The organism is Thermococcus sp. (assembly GCF_027052235.1).
Taxonomy (GTDB): Archaea; Methanobacteriota_B; Thermococci; order Thermococcales; family Thermococcaceae; genus Thermococcus.
In genome coordinates this window covers 43,889-59,366 of record NZ_JALUFF010000013.1, presented here as the reverse complement: position 1 = coordinate 59,366, position 15,478 = coordinate 43,889, and the positions used below count along the sequence as shown (strand labels likewise).

The 15,478-nt window shown below is 53.6% G+C and carries 22 protein-coding genes; 10 read left to right on the top strand and 12 right to left on the bottom strand.

Annotated elements, in window-relative coordinates; all coding sequences use genetic code 11:
* The coding region (locus tag MVC73_RS01235; protein WP_297506150.1) for a hypothetical protein at window positions 1-358 on the top strand (358 nt) is incomplete at its 5' end.
* Here the strand turns inward: MVC73_RS01235 and MVC73_RS01230 are convergent.
* On the bottom strand, window positions 344-1,162 hold the full coding sequence (locus tag MVC73_RS01230) for a type II restriction endonuclease (protein ID WP_297506149.1): 819 nt from the start codon (window positions 1,160-1,162) through the stop codon (window positions 344-346). The two genes, MVC73_RS01235 and MVC73_RS01230, sit on opposite strands and share 15 nt — an antisense overlap.
* A gap of 174 nt (window positions 1,163-1,336) precedes the next feature.
* Between MVC73_RS01230 and MVC73_RS01225 the strand changes: the two genes are divergently transcribed.
* The 8 genes from MVC73_RS01225 to glmM all read left to right on the top strand — a co-directional run bounded on the left by MVC73_RS01225 (window position 1,337) and on the right by glmM (window position 8,727).
* The gene (locus MVC73_RS01225) at window positions 1,337-1,519 is read left to right on the top strand and encodes a KH domain-containing protein (protein ID WP_297506148.1); all 183 of its coding nucleotides are present in this window, start codon (window positions 1,337-1,339) and stop codon (window positions 1,517-1,519) included.
* Between the two features lie 70 nt (window positions 1,520-1,589).
* On the top strand, window positions 1,590-2,156 hold the full coding sequence (gene pgiA, locus MVC73_RS01220) for a glucose-6-phosphate isomerase (RefSeq protein ID WP_297506164.1): 567 nt from the start codon (window positions 1,590-1,592) through the stop codon (window positions 2,154-2,156).
* A 49-nt stretch (window positions 2,157-2,205) separates the two neighbouring features.
* Window positions 2,206-3,582 (top strand): ADP-specific glucokinase, encoded by a 1,377-nt coding sequence (locus MVC73_RS01215; protein WP_297506163.1) that lies wholly within the window; start codon window positions 2,206-2,208, stop codon window positions 3,580-3,582.
* A gap of 51 nt (window positions 3,583-3,633) precedes the next feature.
* Entirely contained in the window at window positions 3,634-4,815 is a 1,182-nt protein-coding gene (gene mpgS, locus MVC73_RS01210) for a mannosyl-3-phosphoglycerate synthase (RefSeq protein ID WP_297506147.1), read from the top strand.
* 2 nt (window positions 4,816-4,817) lie between these two features.
* The gene (mpgP, locus tag MVC73_RS01205; RefSeq protein ID WP_297506146.1) at window positions 4,818-5,549 is read left to right on the top strand and encodes a mannosyl-3-phosphoglycerate phosphatase; all 732 of its coding nucleotides are present in this window, start codon (window positions 4,818-4,820) and stop codon (window positions 5,547-5,549) included.
* Complete coding sequence (locus MVC73_RS01200; RefSeq protein ID WP_297506145.1) at window positions 5,546-6,940, top strand: mannose-1-phosphate guanylyltransferase/mannose-6-phosphate isomerase; 1,395 nt, start codon at window positions 5,546-5,548, stop codon at window positions 6,938-6,940. Before mpgP ends, MVC73_RS01200 begins: the two co-directional genes overlap by 4 nt.
* A 9-nt stretch (window positions 6,941-6,949) precedes the next feature.
* A complete protein-coding gene (locus MVC73_RS01195; RefSeq protein WP_297506144.1) occupies window positions 6,950-7,342 on the top strand; it encodes a hypothetical protein in 393 nt (130 codons plus the stop codon).
* 14 nt (window positions 7,343-7,356) lie between these two features.
* Window positions 7,357-8,727: a phosphoglucosamine mutase gene (gene glmM / locus MVC73_RS01190; protein WP_297506143.1), complete on the top strand. Its 1,371-nt coding sequence runs from the start codon at window positions 7,357-7,359 to the stop codon at window positions 8,725-8,727.
* On the opposite strand, the gene MVC73_RS01185 is transcribed toward glmM, so the two are convergent.
* From MVC73_RS01185 to MVC73_RS01145, 9 genes are all read right to left on the bottom strand, one after another.
* Window positions 8,717-9,529, bottom strand: a complete 813-nt coding sequence (locus MVC73_RS01185) for an ABC transporter ATP-binding protein (RefSeq protein WP_297506142.1) — start codon at window positions 9,527-9,529, stop codon at window positions 8,717-8,719. The two genes, glmM and MVC73_RS01185, sit on opposite strands and share 11 nt — an antisense overlap.
* A complete protein-coding gene (gene cbiQ, locus MVC73_RS01180; RefSeq protein WP_297506162.1) occupies window positions 9,526-10,338 on the bottom strand; it encodes a cobalt ECF transporter T component CbiQ in 813 nt (270 codons plus the stop codon). Before cbiQ ends, MVC73_RS01185 begins: the two co-directional genes overlap by 4 nt.
* A 21-nt stretch (window positions 10,339-10,359) precedes the next feature.
* Complete coding sequence (locus MVC73_RS01175; protein WP_297506141.1) at window positions 10,360-10,695, bottom strand: PDGLE domain-containing protein; 336 nt, start codon at window positions 10,693-10,695, stop codon at window positions 10,360-10,362.
* Window positions 10,696-10,699: 4 nt separating this feature from the next.
* Window positions 10,700-11,374: a cobalt transporter CbiM gene (gene cbiM, locus MVC73_RS01170; RefSeq protein WP_297506140.1), complete on the bottom strand. Its 675-nt coding sequence runs from the start codon at window positions 11,372-11,374 to the stop codon at window positions 10,700-10,702.
* 99 nt (window positions 11,375-11,473) lie between these two features.
* The gene (locus tag MVC73_RS01165; protein WP_297506139.1) at window positions 11,474-12,274 is read right to left on the bottom strand and encodes a proteasome assembly chaperone family protein; all 801 of its coding nucleotides are present in this window, start codon (window positions 12,272-12,274) and stop codon (window positions 11,474-11,476) included.
* Complete coding sequence (locus MVC73_RS01160) at window positions 12,271-12,459, bottom strand: RNA-protein complex protein Nop10 (RefSeq protein WP_297506138.1); 189 nt, start codon at window positions 12,457-12,459, stop codon at window positions 12,271-12,273. Before MVC73_RS01160 ends, MVC73_RS01165 begins: the two co-directional genes overlap by 4 nt.
* A gap of 2 nt (window positions 12,460-12,461) precedes the next feature.
* Entirely contained in the window at window positions 12,462-13,283 is an 822-nt protein-coding gene (locus tag MVC73_RS01155) for a translation initiation factor IF-2 subunit alpha (RefSeq protein ID WP_297506137.1), read from the bottom strand.
* Between the two features lie 80 nt (window positions 13,284-13,363).
* Window positions 13,364-13,555, bottom strand: a complete 192-nt coding sequence (locus MVC73_RS01150; RefSeq protein WP_297506161.1) for a 30S ribosomal protein S27e — start codon at window positions 13,553-13,555, stop codon at window positions 13,364-13,366.
* Between the two features lie 8 nt (window positions 13,556-13,563).
* Window positions 13,564-13,848: a 50S ribosomal protein L44e gene (locus tag MVC73_RS01145; protein ID WP_297506136.1), complete on the bottom strand. Its 285-nt coding sequence runs from the start codon at window positions 13,846-13,848 to the stop codon at window positions 13,564-13,566.
* Window positions 13,849-14,014: 166 nt separating this feature from the next.
* Between MVC73_RS01145 and MVC73_RS01140 the strand changes: the two genes are divergently transcribed.
* Window positions 14,015-14,563, top strand: a complete 549-nt coding sequence (locus MVC73_RS01140) for a hypothetical protein (RefSeq protein WP_297506135.1) — start codon at window positions 14,015-14,017, stop codon at window positions 14,561-14,563.
* Here the strand turns inward: MVC73_RS01140 and MVC73_RS01135 are convergent.
* Together MVC73_RS01135 and MVC73_RS01130 are read right to left on the bottom strand one after the other, a co-directional pair.
* Window positions 14,560-15,141, bottom strand: coding sequence for a lysine exporter LysO family protein (locus MVC73_RS01135; RefSeq protein ID WP_297506134.1), 582 nt, complete (start codon window positions 15,139-15,141; stop codon window positions 14,560-14,562). The genes MVC73_RS01140 and MVC73_RS01135 overlap by 4 nt on opposite strands.
* Complete coding sequence (locus MVC73_RS01130) at window positions 15,138-15,377, bottom strand: hypothetical protein (protein WP_297506133.1); 240 nt, start codon at window positions 15,375-15,377, stop codon at window positions 15,138-15,140. The genes MVC73_RS01135 and MVC73_RS01130 overlap by 4 nt, the downstream gene beginning before the upstream one ends.
* Between the last annotated feature and the right edge of the window lie 101 nt (window positions 15,378-15,478).

The window sequence follows — 15,478 nt, the reverse complement described above, 5'->3', positions numbered from 1 at the left end:
TTCAGAAAAACTCGATGAGGTAATTCACTTAATTGCAGAGAAAGACGAAAAGAGGGCGAGAGAGGTGTTATCCTATTTCATTGACTTCTATAAAGCGAGTAAAAACCTCGATGAAGTCCTAAATGATGGGGGTTATGTTGTTTTTGTGGTTGCTAATAGGACAGTAAAGGGCATACGGATACCAACTGATGAGATTTATGTGGAGATATTCGAAAGTTTTGGTTATGAACATGAGGTAACATATGTGAGGGCTATTCCAAATAAAAGAATGCCTCATAGGGTTTCTCCCTCAAATAAAAAAGGGGAGACAGTCGAAACAATGGCGGAGGAAAATATTGTTGTACTACACAAGAGTTAATTGTTTAGTTAATTGTTTTCCGTTATGTTCGTTCATGAATTGTATGATGTCATCAAAAATGTCTGAAAACCTTCTGATTTTTAGTAAGTACCTGTCATTATCAAAATTAGAATACGATATCCGCCTAATTTCTTCAATGAGACTATCGTATCTACCATTTATGACGTAGATCCTGTCAATTCCATTGTCGAGCATTGCAATTGCTGAGTAAATTGTAAATTCTTCATCAAACCCAACGAACCAAAAGTTGATTTCATTTCCAAATTTATTTCTCAGAATTTGTGCTTCACCAACTGCCTCCCTCCATCTTTCTCTAACCTTCCTTTTCACTGTGATTAATATTGACGAAGAAGGATCATTGAGAAAAGCCCTTGCAGAGGGTATGATGAAATCGGGTTTTTCTCCCTCTGTGATGTGGTCATAGATTTTAATCACTTTATTGCGGTCGTATTTGATTCTAAACCTGTTGAGCAATTTTGTAAAGATTATCTCGAATGTCTTTCCACCTCTTGAGAACCGAGCTTGTTGAAAAGATTGTTCAAGTTTTTCTCGGCTATATCCAACAGAGAGATATGCTTTCCTTACCTGGTTTTCATATTCCTTGTAAATATCAAATGCTTTCTCTTCAAGCATTTTTGCGATCCTTGATGGGGTTATACCTTCTCCACTCTCATCTTTCTCAAAGAGTTTGTCAAGAAGTGCATCTATCTTTAATTCGGTAATTGCTTCTTCAATTATTTTACTTGTTGAGGGGATGTTCTCTGTTGGTTTTTTTCTTGTGTCGATTTTAAGAGTTTTAGTCATCTAGGCCACCTGCGTATTACCTGATGCTCATGATAAAAATTTTGCTGTTCCAGAAGCGCTTTGCTTTTCTCTTAACCATCTAACTTTGTAAAAATATCATTTAAGTTAGTCAGTGCTGGAGAGGGCGTAGTTACTTTTATATCCTTCTTCGACCAGTTTTCGTGGGGGATTGCTATGAGGGACAGGCTGAGGAAGATGCTCAACGTTGAGATTGTGGCAATAGAGGAGACCGACGACAAAATAATCGTTTACGTCCCGGCCGACAAGGTGAGGATAGCCGTCGGGAGCGGTGGCGCCGCAGTCAGGGCCGCGGAGCTCGTCATAGGCAAGAAGATTGAGGTCAGGCCTGCTGAGTGATTTATCCCTCCCGGTGATACAAAAGGGAAAGGTTAAATAGTCCCGCGGTTAGTCTTCTCCGGTGATGGGTATGGAGTACAAGATGCCCCTTGGAGTTAAGATAGACTTTGAGACAGGAGTTATTCCCGGGGCCAAGAGGCTCGTCAGGAGGCTCAGCGACCTCAAGGGCTACTTCCTCGATGAGGAGGCCTACAACGAGCTCCTCAAGGACGACCCGGTCGTTTACGAGGTCTACGCGATTGAACAGGAGGAAAGGGAAGGCGACCTCAACTTTGCCACGACCGTCCTCTACCCCGGCAAGGTCGGGAAGGAGTTCTTCTTCACCAAGGGCCACTATCATGCCAAGCCCGACAGGGCCGAGATATACTACGCCATCAAAGGGAGGGGTGGAATGCTCCTCCAGACGCCGGAAGGAAAGGCAGAGTGGGTTCCGATGGAGCCCGGAACGGTCGTCTACGTTCCACCCTACTGGGCCCACAGGACGGTTAACACGGGCGACGAGCCGTTCATCTTCCTCGCGGTCTATCCGGCAGATGCAGGCCACGATTACGGCTCGATAAAGGAGAAGGGCTTCTCCAAGCTCGTCGTGGAGGAAAACGGGGAAGTTAAGCTCATCGACAATCCGCGCTGGAAGTGAGCGAAACCCTTATTAGTTCTCCCCTCTTTTTTCACTCTCGGTGATACATGTGGTCTGGGACAACCTTTACGCTTCTGCCTTCGAGAGGGTTAGGGGTAACATAAGCAACGCCGGAAGGGTTCTCTTGGCTTACAACACGAACATAGATGCCGTCAAGTACCTTGAGCGAAAAGACCTTGAAAAGCGCGTTGAGAGTGCCGGCAAGGATGAAGTTCTCCGCTACGCCGATGGGCTCCCCAAAAGGATAGAGAACATCCCGCAATTGCTCGGCTCGATCCTCTGGAGCATAAAGAGGGGAAAAGCGGCCGAACTTTTCGTCGAGAGCTGTTCAACGCGCTTCTACATGAGGCAATGGGGCTGGGACGAGCTCAGGATGGGCGGTCAGGTCGGCATAATGGCCAATCTCCTCGGCGGAGTCTACGGCGTTCCGGTGATAGCGCACGTCCCCCAGCTTTCCGGCCTTCAGGCGAGCCTTTTCAAGGACGGCCCGATATACGTTCCAAAGGTTGAAAGCGGAAAACTAAAGCTCGTTCACCCGAAAGAGTTCGCGGGAGACGAGGAGAACTGCATTCACCACATCTACGAGTTCCCGCGCGGCTTCACCGTTTTTGACCTTGAGGCGCCGAGGGAGAACCGCTTCATAGGCTCGGCCGACGACTACAATTCGAACGTCTACGTAAGGCCCGAGTTCAGGGAGCGCTTTGAGGAGATTGTAGAAAGCGTTGAGCTGGCGATAATCAGTGGCCTTCAGGCGCTTACGAAGGAAAACTACCGCGAGCCTTTGGAGATCGTCGAGGAACATCTTAAGGTTCTGAATGAGAAGGGTATCCCTGCCCACCTTGAGTTCGCGTTCACACCAGATGAGACTGTGAGAAAAGCCATCCTTGATCTGCTCGGAAAGTTCTGGAGTGTCGGCCTGAACGAGGTCGAGCTGGCCTCGGTAATGGAGGTAATGGGCGAGAAAGGCCTCGCTGAGAAGCTTCTCTCTCACGACCCCGTCGACCCGGTAGCCGTCACCGAGGCCATGCTCAAGCTCGCTGAAAAAACCGGCGTGAAGAGGATACACTTCCACACTTACGGCTACTACCTCGCCCTGACGGACTATAAAGGTGAGTTTGTGAGAGATGCCCTTCTCTTCTCGGCTCTAGCAGCTGCGGCAAAGGCAAAGCTCGGCGATGTCAGCTCGATAGACGATATCGTCAAAGCAATGGACGTTCCTGTCAATGAGAAGGTCAAAGCTGTAGAGGATGCCCTCTCGAAGGAGTACGGCATGAAAGATGGCATAGCCGAGGTCAACTCCTACCAGCTTGCCTTCGTCCCGACGAAGATAGTGGCGAAGCCGAAATCAACCGTTGGAATAGGAGATACCATCTCAAGTTCCGCCTTCGTGGGAGAGTTCGCCCTCCGCCGAGGCAAAACCTTTTAGGGAGTTTTCTTTTATTTACCTCTGGTATTCAAACTTTTTGGGGGTGGTAGCTTGCTGCTTGAGGCCCCTGTTTACAAGGAACTGTTCGGCGCGGTGGAGATATACGAGGTCCTCAAGGTCATCAAGCTCGACAGCCAGACCAAAGAGGTCGGCTCGCTCACGGTTAAGAATATCCCGAGGGAGGACATCTATCGAACCCTTGAGGACATCGCGGTGGTAGTTCCGATGAAGAACGAGAAGCTCCAGCTCGTTGACGGCGTCCTCAAGGCCATTCCGCACCAGTGCCCCATCATAATAGTCTCCAACAGCAAACGAGAAGGCCCCAACGTCTTCAAGCAGGAGGTTGACTTGGTAAAGCACTTCTACAGCCTCACGAAGTCGAAGATAGTCATGGTTCACCAGCGCGATCCGGGAATAGCGGAGGCATTCAGGGAGGTCGGCTACACCGAAATACTGGACGGTGAAAGCGTGAGGAGCGGGAAAGGCGAGGGCATGATAATCGGGGTGCTCCTTGCTAAGGCCCTTGGAGCAAAATACGTCGGCTTTGTTGATGCGGACAACTACATACCCGGCTCGGTAAACGAGTACGTGAAGGACTATGCAGCTGGCTTCCTCCTGAGCGAGAGCGAGTACTCAATGGTCAGGCTGAGCTGGCGCCACAAGCCCAAGGTGAGCACGAGAGGTTTGTATTTCAAGAAGTGGGGTAGGGTGAGCGAGATAACGAACCGCTACATGAACGCCCTCTTTGGCGTTGCCACGGGCTTCGAGACGAGCATAATTGTAACGAGCAACGCCGGCGAGCACGCTATGAGCATGAAGTTAGCGGATGTCATGCCCTTCTCCACCGGCTACTCCATAGAGCCCTACGAGCTGGTCTACCTCTTCGAGACCTTCGGGCAGTGGAAGGAGAGGGAGAAGTTCAAGGAGATCTATGATCAAGGCGTCGAGGTTTTCCAGATAGAGACGCTGAACCCCCACCTCCACGAGGACAAGGGGCAGGAGCACGTCAAGGACATGATACTCAGCTCGCTCGGGACGATATACCACTCCGAGCTCGCCACAGAATCGCTGAGGAATGCCATACTTGAAGACCTCAGGATACACGGCCTTTTGGGGGAGAACGAGGAGCCACCAAAGCCAAAGGTCATGCCACCCATCGGAGAGGTGGACGTGAAGAAGTGGATGGAAATGGTCGAGAACGAGTCGGACACGCTCCTGAAGTTCGAGGTGTGAAAATGAGGGTTATCTTCCTCGACCTCGATAAGACCCTACTTTGGGAGGATTACTCGCCCGAGCCGGCTAGAGAGTTCATAGGCTCCCTGAAGGAGAAGGGCTTCGAGATAGTTCTCAACTCCTCCAAGACGAGGGCCGAGCAGGAGTACTACAGAAGAGCTTGGAAGCTCAGGGAACCTTTCATCGTCGAGAACGGTAGCGCGGTCTTCATACCTGACGGCTACTTTCCCTTCGAGGTGAAAGGGGTTAGGAAAGGTAGCTACACGGTGATCGAGCTCGGCGAGAGGTACGAGAAAATAAAGGCCATCCTCGACAATATCGCGGAAAAATACGGCCTCAAATACTACGGGAACTCGACTCCGGAGGAGGTCATGGCCTTCACGGGTCTCCCAGAGGAACTCGTTCTTTTGGCGTTTCAGAGGGAGTACAGCGAGACGATCTTCAGGTGGTCGAGGGAAGGCTTTGAGGAAGAGCTTGAAGCTAAGGGGCTTAGGGCCGTCAGGGGGAGCAGGTTCGTCAATGTCATTGGGAACACCGATAAGGGAAAGGCTGCTTTGGTCATCCTCAGCCTCTACTCGCGCCTTGGAAAGGTCGAGAGCTATGCCGTTGGCGACGGGGAAAACGACTTCCCGCTCTTCGAGATTGTCGATAGGGCCTTCATCGTTGGAAACCTTAGCCATGCCAAGGCTAAAAATATAAGCTCCATCGATGAACTACTGGAGGTGATGGGATGAAGACGCTGATTCTGGCTGGAGGGAAGGGAACCCGACTGTGGCCCCTGAGCAGGGAACTCATGCCCAAGCAGTTCGTCCGCTTCCTCGACGAGAAGAGCCTCTTCCAGAAGACCGTTGAGAGAGCTCTCAAGTTCTCAAGGCCGGCGGAGATATTCGTGGTCACCAACAGGGAGTACAAATTCAGGGTTCTCGACGACCTGAGAGAGCTCGGCGTTGAACTTCCACCCGAGAACATCCTCCTTGAACCTGTTGGCAAGAACACCCTTCCCGCTATCTACTGGGGGGTTAAGACGATAGACGAGGCCTTCGGGGACTCGGTCGTTGCAGTTCTGCCGAGCGACCACCTGATTGAGGTGAACAAGGCCTACGAGACCGCTTTCGCCAGGGCGGAGAAGCTCGCCAGGGATTACCTGGTGACCTTCGGCATAAAGCCGACGAGGCCCCACACCGGCTACGGCTACATAAAGCCGGGCAAGGCCATCAAGGAAGGCGATGATTTGCTCGGCTACACCGTTGCCGAGTTCAAGGAGAAGCCAGACCTTGAGACGGCCAAGAAATACGTTGAGAGCGGTTACTACTGGAACAGCGGGATGTTCGCCTTCTCGACCTCGCTCTTCCTTGAGGAGGCGGAGAAACACTCGCCAGAGCTTGTGAAGGCCTTCGAGGAGGAGAGCATAGAGAAGGCCTACGAGCTGGCCCCTGAGATAAGCGTTGACTACGGGGTTATGGAGAAGACCGACAAAGCTGCCGTTGTTCCACTCAACACCTACTGGAACGACCTCGGCAGTTTCGACGCGATATACGAGGTTCTGGAGAAGGATGAAGACGGGAACGCCATAAGGATAACGAGCAAAAACGCCTACCACATCGGGGTAAACTCTAAGAACAACCTCATAATAGCCGAACGCCTAACCGCGACGGTGGGCGTTGAAGACCTCATCATAATCGACACCGACGATGCCCTCCTCGTGGCGAAGAAGGGCGAGAGCCAGAAGGTCAAGGAAATCTACAAGGTTCTGAAGGAGAAGAACGACGAGAGGGCAATCGTCCACAGAACCGCCTATCGGCCCTGGGGAAGCTACACCGTCCTTGAGGAGGGCGAGCGCTACAAGATAAAGCGCCTGACCGTTTTGCCTGGCAAGAAGCTTTCCCTCCAGATGCACTACCACCGCTCGGAGCACTGGGTCGTGGTGAGGGGAACTGCTAAGGTTCGCATTGGCGACAGGGAGATTCTCCTCAGGCCGGGGGAGAGCACCTTCATACCGGCCGGCACAGTTCACAGGCTTGAAAACCCCGGAAAGGTCGTCCTCGAAGTTATAGAGACCCAGATAGGTGAATACCTCGGCGAGGACGACATAGTCCGCTTTGCGGATGACTTTGGAAGAAAATGAGGTGATATTATGGCGAAGGAAAAGTGTGCGGACTCGTGGGAGAGGTTCAGTTCCTCCCTCTCTTCCCTCTCCCTCAGCCTTCTCCCGACACTGCTTTTCGTCCTCATAATGGCCTACGTGCTCGTGGTTGGCCTGCAAAATGCCGACTTCACGTTCACCGTAAACGGGCAGGAGGTCACCTTCAAGTACCCTGGGGTTGACGTCCCCATTGACTATATAGCCCTCAAGAACGCTGTTATCTACCTCTTCGCGGCGGTCCTGGTTGGTCTTCCAGTTCCACTGCTCTCGGGAAAACTAAAGCCCCTGAAGGTTCTGGTGGCTCTCATCCAGGCTGGTGCATTCGTCTACGGGCTCTACATCTTCGTTCTGGCAATACTCAACTTCGCGAGCGCAATGACCTGATGTGAGGTGATTCGATGGGGAAGCTCTTCGGAACCTTTGGGGTTAGGGGAATAGCGAACGAAAAGATAACGCCGGAGTTTGCCCTCAAGATGGGCATGGCCTTCGGAACGATGCTCAAGAGGGAAGGCAGAGAAAAGCCCCTCGTTGTTGTCGGCAGGGACACCAGGGTAAGTGGTGAGATGCTCAAGGACGCTTTAATCAGCGGTTTGCTGAGCGTTGGCTGTGACGTCATAGACGTCGGCATAGCGCCAACGCCGGCAATACAGTGGGCGACAGCACACTTCAACGCCGACGGGGGAGCCGTTATCACCGCCTCCCACAACCCACCGGAGTACAACGGAATAAAGCTCCTTGAGCCAAACGGTATGGGGCTGAAGAAGGAGCGCGAGGCGGTGGTTGAGGAGATATTCTTCAACGGGGACTTCGATAGAGCTAAGTGGGACGAGATAGGCGAAGTCAGGGAGGAAAACATCATAAAGCCCTACATCGAGGCGATAAAGGAAAGGGTGGACGTCGAGGCGATAAGGAGGAGAAGACCCTTTGTCGTCGTTGACACCTCCAACGGCGCCGGCTCGCTGACACTCCCGTATCTGCTAAGAGAGCTCGGCTGTAAGGTTGTCTCTGTAAACGCCCATCCAGACGGTCACTTTCCAGCTAGAAATCCAGAGCCAAACGAGGAGAACCTCAGGGGTTTCATGAAGATAGTTAAGGCTCTTGGAGCGGACTTCGGCGTTGCGCAGGACGGCGATGCCGACAGGGCGGTCTTCATAGATGAGAACGGTCGCTTCATACAGGGCGACAAGACCTTTGCTCTCGTTGCCGATGCCGTTCTGAGAGAGAAGGGCGGCGGGCTTCTCGTTACTACCATAGCCACCTCGAACCTTCTCGACGATATAGCGAAAAGAAACAACGCCAAAGTCATGCGAACGAAGGTCGGTGATTTGATAGTTGCCCGCGCTCTCCTTGAGCACAACGGCACCATTGGAGGGGAAGAAAACGGCGGTGTTATCTTCCCGGACTTCGTTCTGGGAAGGGACGGGGCGATGACGACCGCTAAAATAGTCGAAATCTTTGCCAAGAGCGGAAAGAAGTTCAGCGAGCTGATCGATGAACTGCCAAAGTACTACCAGTTCAAGACGAAGAGAAAGGTGGAAGGCGACAGGAAGGCGATAGTTGCCAAGGTTGCCGAGCTTGCTGAGAAGAGAGGTTACAGGATAGACACAACCGATGGGGTAAAGATACTCTTCAGCGACGGCTGGGTTCTGGTCAGGGCCAGTGGAACTGAGCCCATAATCAGGGTCTTCAGCGAAGCTAAAAGCGAGGAGAAGGCTAAGGAATACCTTGAGCTGGGGCTTGGTCTTTTGGAGGAGGCCCTCAGGGCCTGAACCCTTTTCTTCTCAATATGTCAACGGCCTCCTCAACGCTGAGCGGTATTTCCTTCAGTCCGAGCATGTGGAAGAGCCTGACTATCTCCGGGACGTCGAGGTTTGCCCTCTCTATCAGCTCGGGCCTTGAGAAAAGCTCCCTCGGTGTTCCCTCGAAGAGCACTTTTCTGTTCACAACGTAAACCCTATCTGCTAGGCGGATGAGCCTGAGGTCATGGGTCACCACGACAACGGTCATGCCTCTATCTTTCCAGTGCCTTATCATATCCAACACAAAGTTCCTGTTCTTCAGATCGAGGTCTCTCGTAGGCTCGTCGAGGAGCAGAACCTCCGGTTCCATGCTCGTCACGCAGGCTATCGAGGCCTTCTTCTTCTCCCCTCCGCTGAGGCTGTAGGGATGCCTGTCGGCTAGGCCTTCAATGCCGAGCTTTCTGAGCTCTTCTCTGGCCCTTCTCAGGCCCTTCTCCCTTCCCCAGAGGTGAACCGGGCCGAAGGCCACGTCCTCCAACACCGTTGCGCTGAAGAGCATGACGTCAGGGCTCTGGAAGAGGAAACCTACCCTCCGCCGGAACTCGCGGTCGGTCGTTGTCTCCTCGGTTATCGGCCTCCCCTCGAAGAGTATCTCCCCCTCCGTTGGCATAATCAGCGCGTCCATGAGCTTGAGGAGGGTCGTCTTGCCCGCTCCGTTCGGCCCGACTATCGCGAGGGTTTCTCCCCTCGTAACTTCCATGTTGATGCCCCTGAGTGCCCACTCGCCCGTTGGATAGCGATAGGAAACGTTTCTAAGCTCGTAAACCTTCATGGCAATCCCCTCGTGAAGGCCAGCGTTAGGAGAACTATTAGGGCAGTCAATGCCGAGAAAGCGTAGTCGATGCCCTTAAACCTGAACTCCCCGAGCGGTTGGACTTCGTTGACGTAGCCCCTTGAGACCATGGCGTAGTAAAGCTCCTCCCCAAGGGCGTTGGCCTTGATGAAGGTCGCCCCTATGTGCTTTCCAGCTTCCCTCCAGCTCTCCATCATTCCGAGCTCTCCGGCGAGCCTCGCGCGCCTAGCGTGCATTGCATCGAGGAGGAGCTTAGCCAAGAGAAAAACGTAGCGATAGGCTAGGGTTGCTATCGTTATTACCATCCCCGGAACCCTGAATGAGGCCAAAGCTGATATTATCTCGTTCCACCTGCTCGTCATCGTGAAAAGCACCGCGTAGGAAACGGCGGCTGCGACTCTCATCGTGAAGAGCACAGCCCAGCGGATTCCCTCCCACGTCGCCGTAAGGCCGAAAACCCTGAAGGCGCTCTCTCCCGGGAGCATAAAGACTGATGGAACGGCGATTATCCCTGTAAAAATCGGGATGAAGACCCAAACCCTTTTGGTGAACTCCAGCACCGGGAGCCTTGAGAGAACAGCCAGGGCCAGCGCGAGGAAGTAAAAGGCAACTATAACCCCGATGTCCCGTAGGGATACCACCGTTGTTACAAGAATGATGAGTGAGGCTATTTTAAGCCTCGGGTCAAGCTTCTGCAGAAGGCCCTCTTTTCGGGCGTATCTCTCCGAAAAAACCGCCTCCGTTGTGAACTCCAGGATCTCCCTTGTCGTTTCCTCAAGAAAGCCCATTGCCACCACCAAAATAAAGGGTTAGGCGGAAGTGCCCCCTCCGCCTGTGAACTTCACGAGGGCGTAGTAAAGGAGAAGAACAAGGGTCGTACCCACGACCGCCGAGATTATGTACCCGAGAGAGGCGTGTAGCTTGTCCTCCCAGCCCGGGAGGTTGTAGTCCGGGAGAACCGCGTGGCTCCAGACATCCGAGAGCTTTTCCATCCCGGGAAGTTTGTGGCCGACCATCTGCTCAACGGTGTTGACGTCCCACTCGCCCCATGCATCGTTGTAGTTCCATACGAGGAGGATGCCTATTGGCGAGAGTATTATCATAGCTCCGATGATTGCGAGCAACGTCTTGGTGACCCGGTCCATTCCATCACCCCCTGACTTTGGTTATGGCCCTCATCTCGAAGAGGTCTGGTCTGCTCTTCTTAACATACCAGACCACAACTCCAGTGACTATGGCTGCTGCCGGGCCGGCTGTGACGAGGTGCGCTATGGCCATGGCCGGCACTGAAACGCTGAGCGTGTAAGGGCAGTAGCCCGGCTGGATGTAGGGCTGGACTCCGAGCTCAATTCCGGCAACAACGGCAGCCGTTACGAGGCCAACGTAGGCGCCTATTCCAGCCGAGACTATCTCGTTGAGCTTTAGCCTCTGGGTGAGGAAGCGGTAGGTGTAGTAGCCAACGAACGGCAGGACAACACCCATGTTGAAGACGTTCGCAGCGTAGGTGGTTATCCCCCCATCGCCGAAGAAGAGGGCCTGTATCAACAGCACTATGGTCAATGAAACCGTTGCCGCCCAGGGGCCTATGAGTATGGCGATTATTGTTCCTCCGACTATGTGGGCCGTTGTCCCTCCGGGAACCGGGAGGTTGTACATCATCACGAGGAACGAAAAAGCCGTTAGAACTCCAAGGAGGGGCACTTGGCTTGGCCTGAGGTTTCCGAGCCACCTAAAGGCTCTGTACCATAGCGGTATCATTATCAGGTAGAACAGCGCGAAGGTGTAGGGGCCTAGGTAGCCATCCGGGATGTGCAACTTCGCCACCTCCGCTGGGTGTCATTAATTGATAAAAATGTAGCACTCTTTTAACGCTTTTGGTACATTAGTGTTATCAACCTTTGGTTGAGAAGGAAAGAGAAAAGTTCAGAGGTAGCCCCTGTCCTCTTCCTCGTGGGCCGGGGGCATGCTCTGCTCAAGCATCGCCCTCTGCATCTCCTGAACCTTCCGGAGTATCTCCTCGGTTTCCTTTGCGCGCTCCTCAAGCGCGGTCATATCAACCTTTATGCCGAGTATCTTGGTCACAGCCGAGAGGACGGCCTTGGCGGCCTTTGCGTCAACGATATAGCCTAGGCTCTCGCCGAGCAGGCTTATACCGAACATCGAGCGGAGCTTCCCTATGCCGAGGAGGAGGCCTGCTGCACCCACTATAGCCCCTCCCTCGTCTTCCCTCCAGATTACCTCTGTTTCACAGCCTTCGAGCTTGGCCTTGTAGTGGTCTATGAGCTCCTCGTGGGTTACCGCCGCGAGAACCCTCGGCTCGCCCCTGAGCTCCGGAACCTGGTAGCCGCCCATCGTGATTATCTCCCTCACCCCGAGCTCCTGGACGAAGTCGAGCATCTTTCCGACTACCTCGTAGTGGCCGGGACTATCTGTTGGCGCCACCTGCTGGTCTCCGGTGATTATGATTATGTCCCTTCCCTCCTCATCCGGGTTCTGCCAGTAGTAGAACTCGTTCTTCATGAGCTCAACTACTGAGTTCCTCTTGATGAGAACCTGGTGCATGAAGTGCGGTGAGTAAAGTTCGGCAAACTTGACCGCGTCGAGCTCCTGTATCAGGTGCTCAGCGGCGAGCTTTCCAACCAGCCCAATCCCGGGGAGTCCCTCGATGAATATGGGGTCCCTGAGCTCGGGCCTCTCAAGGACGTAAATTATGCTCTCCTTCATTTTTGCTCACCCTTACTGGCTATTCCGAGCATCTCGCGCTTTAACCTCCGCCTGTACTCCCCGTAGGGATCCTCCGGCGAAAAGCGCGGGGGATGGGCCACCCTGGTCTTGGCCCCACAGACGGGACAGGTCTCCTTCAGGGTGTAGCGCCCGCAGACAGGGCACTTCCTTATCCTGAACCTCATCTTTACCTCCTCTTTATCTTTCTGATGCGCTTCTCCTTCCTTATGAGCGTCGCCTCTCCACCGGCCTCTTTGATGACGCGGAGTATCTCCTCGGCTATGTCCTCCAGGACTTCTTCAGCCTTGTAGTAGTCCGGGGCGGTGATGTCTATTCTATAGCGCGGCGCCCCCTGGTAGGTGAACTTGACCTCGATGTCCTTCTCCTTGTTGGCCCTGTCGCGCGCCCTTATCAATGCCTCCTTGATTATCTCGATTCCGTTCGGCTTTGGAACCGTTATCTCGAACTCGGCGTCGATTGTAACCGTTGGAATCTCGACGTAGGCCTCGATTATGGGCTTGAGAGCATCGAGCCATTCATCGGGAATGAGTCCCTTGAGAACCTCTATCCCGTTCTGGGCGGCGTCTTCAAAGGCAGCGTAAACCTCTCCGTACTCCTCTTCGAGAGGAACCCAGACTTCCCTCCATGCAGTCTCAAAGTCCTTTCCAAGCTTCTCGGCTGCCATTTTAAGAAGGTTCTCGGCCTTTTGAGCCCTCTTGTACTCCTGGAGCTTGGCCTTCCTCTGCTGCTGGTTGACCCTTTTGAGGCTCAAATCGATGTGCCCCTTACTCGGGTCAACGCGGATGACCTTCGCAACGACCTTCTGGCCCTCCTTCAGGTAGTCCCTGATGTTCTTGACCCACGTTGGGGCAACCTCGCTGATGTGCATGAAGCCCTCTTTACCCGGGTACTCGTCGAGCTTGAGGAAAGCGCCATAAGGGTGAATGTTCTTGACCGTCGCTATAACGAACTCTCCCTCTTCGGGATACTCTTTGGCCTTTCTCGGCATTTCAACCACCTCAAAACTTTTTACACCGGAAGGAGTTTAAGAGAAGAGGTTTTTAAAAGTTTGGCGAGAAAAGAAAAGGTTCACTCAAGAACCTCAAGTATCTTTGCCTTTATGATGCCCTTTCCGCCGGTCGGCTCCACCAGCGTGGCGCCGCAGACGAGACAGCGAACCTTGGTAGCCGGGTGGCTGAAGACAATCTGCTCGTTGCCACAGTCAATGCACTTAACGCGGAGAAACCTTGAGCGTGGCATGGGTATGAGGTTCTTCGGGATGGCCATGCTCACACCTCCACCAGCTCGAACTTCTTAACGCGGAAGCCCTTCCCCCTCGTGTGGGCCTTACCGCAGACCGTACAGCGGAAGCGAAGGTCGAGTTTCTTGACGGGCTTTTCCCTGCCTGCCGGGTTCGGTCTCGGGAAACCGCGGTAACCCTTCATGATTCTGCGGAATCTCCTCTGGCCCTGACTTAGCTCGCTCCTAGGCCTCTTCTTGACCTTCTCGACCTTGTGGATGGTGTGCCTCTTGCAAAACGGACAGTACGTCCTTATCTGCTTCGGGTACTTCATGCTCTCACCTCCACCGAGGGGCCCGGTGGGTTCCTTTCCACGGATACCCCCGAGCCGTGAGCCAGTGACAGCTCTGGGTTTCGAGTTGACCGCACGTTTAAAAAGCTTTTTGCCGGGGAAAATTTTTAAAAACAAAAAGTTATTAAAAAGTCGGAGGTGGTGGGAGATGAGGATGGTGGACGTTGTCAAAGAGGTCAAGGAAGTTGAGGAGAAGGCGGAAAGGAAGTACAAAAAGCTCCTGAAGAAGCTTGAGAGGCCGGAATACGCTGACCTCAGGGGACTGATCCTCAGGATGGCGGTTGACACGATATTCCACAGGCACCTCATGGAGGCCCTTGAAAAGGCCCACAGGGAGGCGGAGGAACTTCTGGAAGAGCACTTCAGGGAGGGGCCTGAGGAGATGGTTCTAATCCCCGGTGTCCCGACGATTGTAATGCCACTCGGCTTCGGCCCGATAGGTGCAAGGGTTCCCCCGGAGGAGCTGGTCGAGGAGTTCCTCAAGGAGATGCCCACAGAGATAGTTGTCCCTGAGGGGAAGAAGGTCGCCGAGACGATAAAGGAGTACGCCGAGCTTGCCGGGAGAATGAAGTCCCTCTACGAAGAGTTGTCTAAGAGGGCCTTCCACCCGGTCGTCAGGGAGCTTGCCAGGGAGATAATGAGGAACGAGGAACAGCACGAGGCCCTCCTGAAGGGCCTGCTCAAGAAGTACAGCTAAAGACCCAGAATCAGGGGCAGGAGGAAGGGCTCGACGGCGGTGAGGACGAAGCCGTGAACGAATGCAACTAAACCAACTTCCCTTCCCCCGAACCTGCTTATTATCGGCAGTGTCGTGTCCATCGTTGTTGCTCCCCCGATGGAGACAGCTTCCTCCGGTGGTATCCAGCGGATTATCACTGGGTAGAGGATAACTGTCAGGACTTCCCTAAGCAGGTTTCCCAGAAATCCGACTGCCCCATAAACGGCCGAGTACTGGGCTATGAGCGGGCCGGTCAGGGAGTACCAGCCGCAACCCGCCCCTATGGCCATCCCCCACTTTGGCTCGATGCCCATGAGGAGCGCGACTCCTATCCCGCCGAGGATGGAGCCGAGGAGGGTCTTAACCGGCAGTGTCAGGGCCTTCCTGCCCATCTTTCTCAGTTCCTTAACCCTGAAGTTCAGGCCAAGGTCAACCCCTATGAGGAAGATTATGATGTAGAGCATTACCTCGTAGGCGTTTCCGAAATCCGGAGAGTAGAAGCGCCCGACGAGGAAGCCCGCGGTTAGGGATGCGAGAACCATGTAGAGGAACTTCATCCCCTCACCCCCAGTGCCAGCAGGAGGCTTCCCCCCGCTGTAAAGATGGCGAAGAGGATTGAAGTCCCGAGCAACCAAAGTCCGTTGACGTTTACCTCTCCTGTCTTCACCCCGAGAAAGAATATCATCAAAAGCAGGGCTAAGCTGGTGGGTTTTTCTAAGTTCGGTCTTTTTCCCCTGCTTCTAAGGATGTAGCCAAGAACGACCCCGAGGAGAAGGGGTATGAAGATGTTCATGTGCCCGAGTCAATCTCTGGCCTAATAAAAGTATCGAGGGGCTCTGAGGGTGTTCACGTCATCACCGCTCAGCATGCTTGCTATTCTTCATCGCCCGAAAC

Bases quoted from the DNA above. Each gene is read 5' to 3' on its own strand.
- MVC73_RS01185 (WP_297506142.1), bottom strand. From the start codon at position 9,529: ATGAAGGTTTACGAGCTTAGAAACGTTTCCTATCGCTATCCAACGGGC.
- MVC73_RS01175 (WP_297506141.1), bottom strand. From the start codon at position 10,695: ATGGACCGGGTCACCAAGACGTTGCTCGCAATCATCGGAGCTATGATA.
- MVC73_RS01135 (WP_297506134.1), bottom strand. From the start codon at position 15,141: ATGAAGTTCCTCTACATGGTTCTCGCATCCCTAACCGCGGGCTTCCTC.
- MVC73_RS01195 (WP_297506144.1), top strand. From the start codon at position 6,950: ATGGCGAAGGAAAAGTGTGCGGACTCGTGGGAGAGGTTCAGTTCCTCC.
- MVC73_RS01145 (WP_297506136.1), bottom strand. From the start codon at position 13,848: ATGAAGTACCCGAAGCAGATAAGGACGTACTGTCCGTTTTGCAAGAGG.
- MVC73_RS01200 (WP_297506145.1), top strand. From the start codon at position 5,546: ATGAAGACGCTGATTCTGGCTGGAGGGAAGGGAACCCGACTGTGGCCC.
- pgiA (WP_297506164.1), top strand. From the start codon at position 1,590: ATGGAGTACAAGATGCCCCTTGGAGTTAAGATAGACTTTGAGACAGGA.
- glmM (WP_297506143.1), top strand. From the start codon at position 7,357: ATGGGGAAGCTCTTCGGAACCTTTGGGGTTAGGGGAATAGCGAACGAA.
- MVC73_RS01130 (WP_297506133.1), bottom strand. From the start codon at position 15,377: ATGAACATCTTCATACCCCTTCTCCTCGGGGTCGTTCTTGGCTACATC.
- MVC73_RS01140 (WP_297506135.1), top strand. From the start codon at position 14,015: ATGAGGATGGTGGACGTTGTCAAAGAGGTCAAGGAAGTTGAGGAGAAG.
- MVC73_RS01230 (WP_297506149.1), bottom strand. From the start codon at position 1,162: ATGACTAAAACTCTTAAAATCGACACAAGAAAAAAACCAACAGAGAAC.
- mpgP (WP_297506146.1), top strand. From the start codon at position 4,818: ATGAGGGTTATCTTCCTCGACCTCGATAAGACCCTACTTTGGGAGGAT.
- cbiQ (WP_297506162.1), bottom strand. From the start codon at position 10,338: ATGGGCTTTCTTGAGGAAACGACAAGGGAGATCCTGGAGTTCACAACG.
- MVC73_RS01165 (WP_297506139.1), bottom strand. From the start codon at position 12,274: ATGAAGGAGAGCATAATTTACGTCCTTGAGAGGCCCGAGCTCAGGGAC.
- MVC73_RS01155 (WP_297506137.1), bottom strand. From the start codon at position 13,283: ATGCCGAGAAAGGCCAAAGAGTATCCCGAAGAGGGAGAGTTCGTTATA.
- MVC73_RS01160 (WP_297506138.1), bottom strand. From the start codon at position 12,459: ATGAGGTTCAGGATAAGGAAGTGCCCTGTCTGCGGGCGCTACACCCTG.
- MVC73_RS01225 (WP_297506148.1), top strand. From the start codon at position 1,337: ATGAGGGACAGGCTGAGGAAGATGCTCAACGTTGAGATTGTGGCAATA.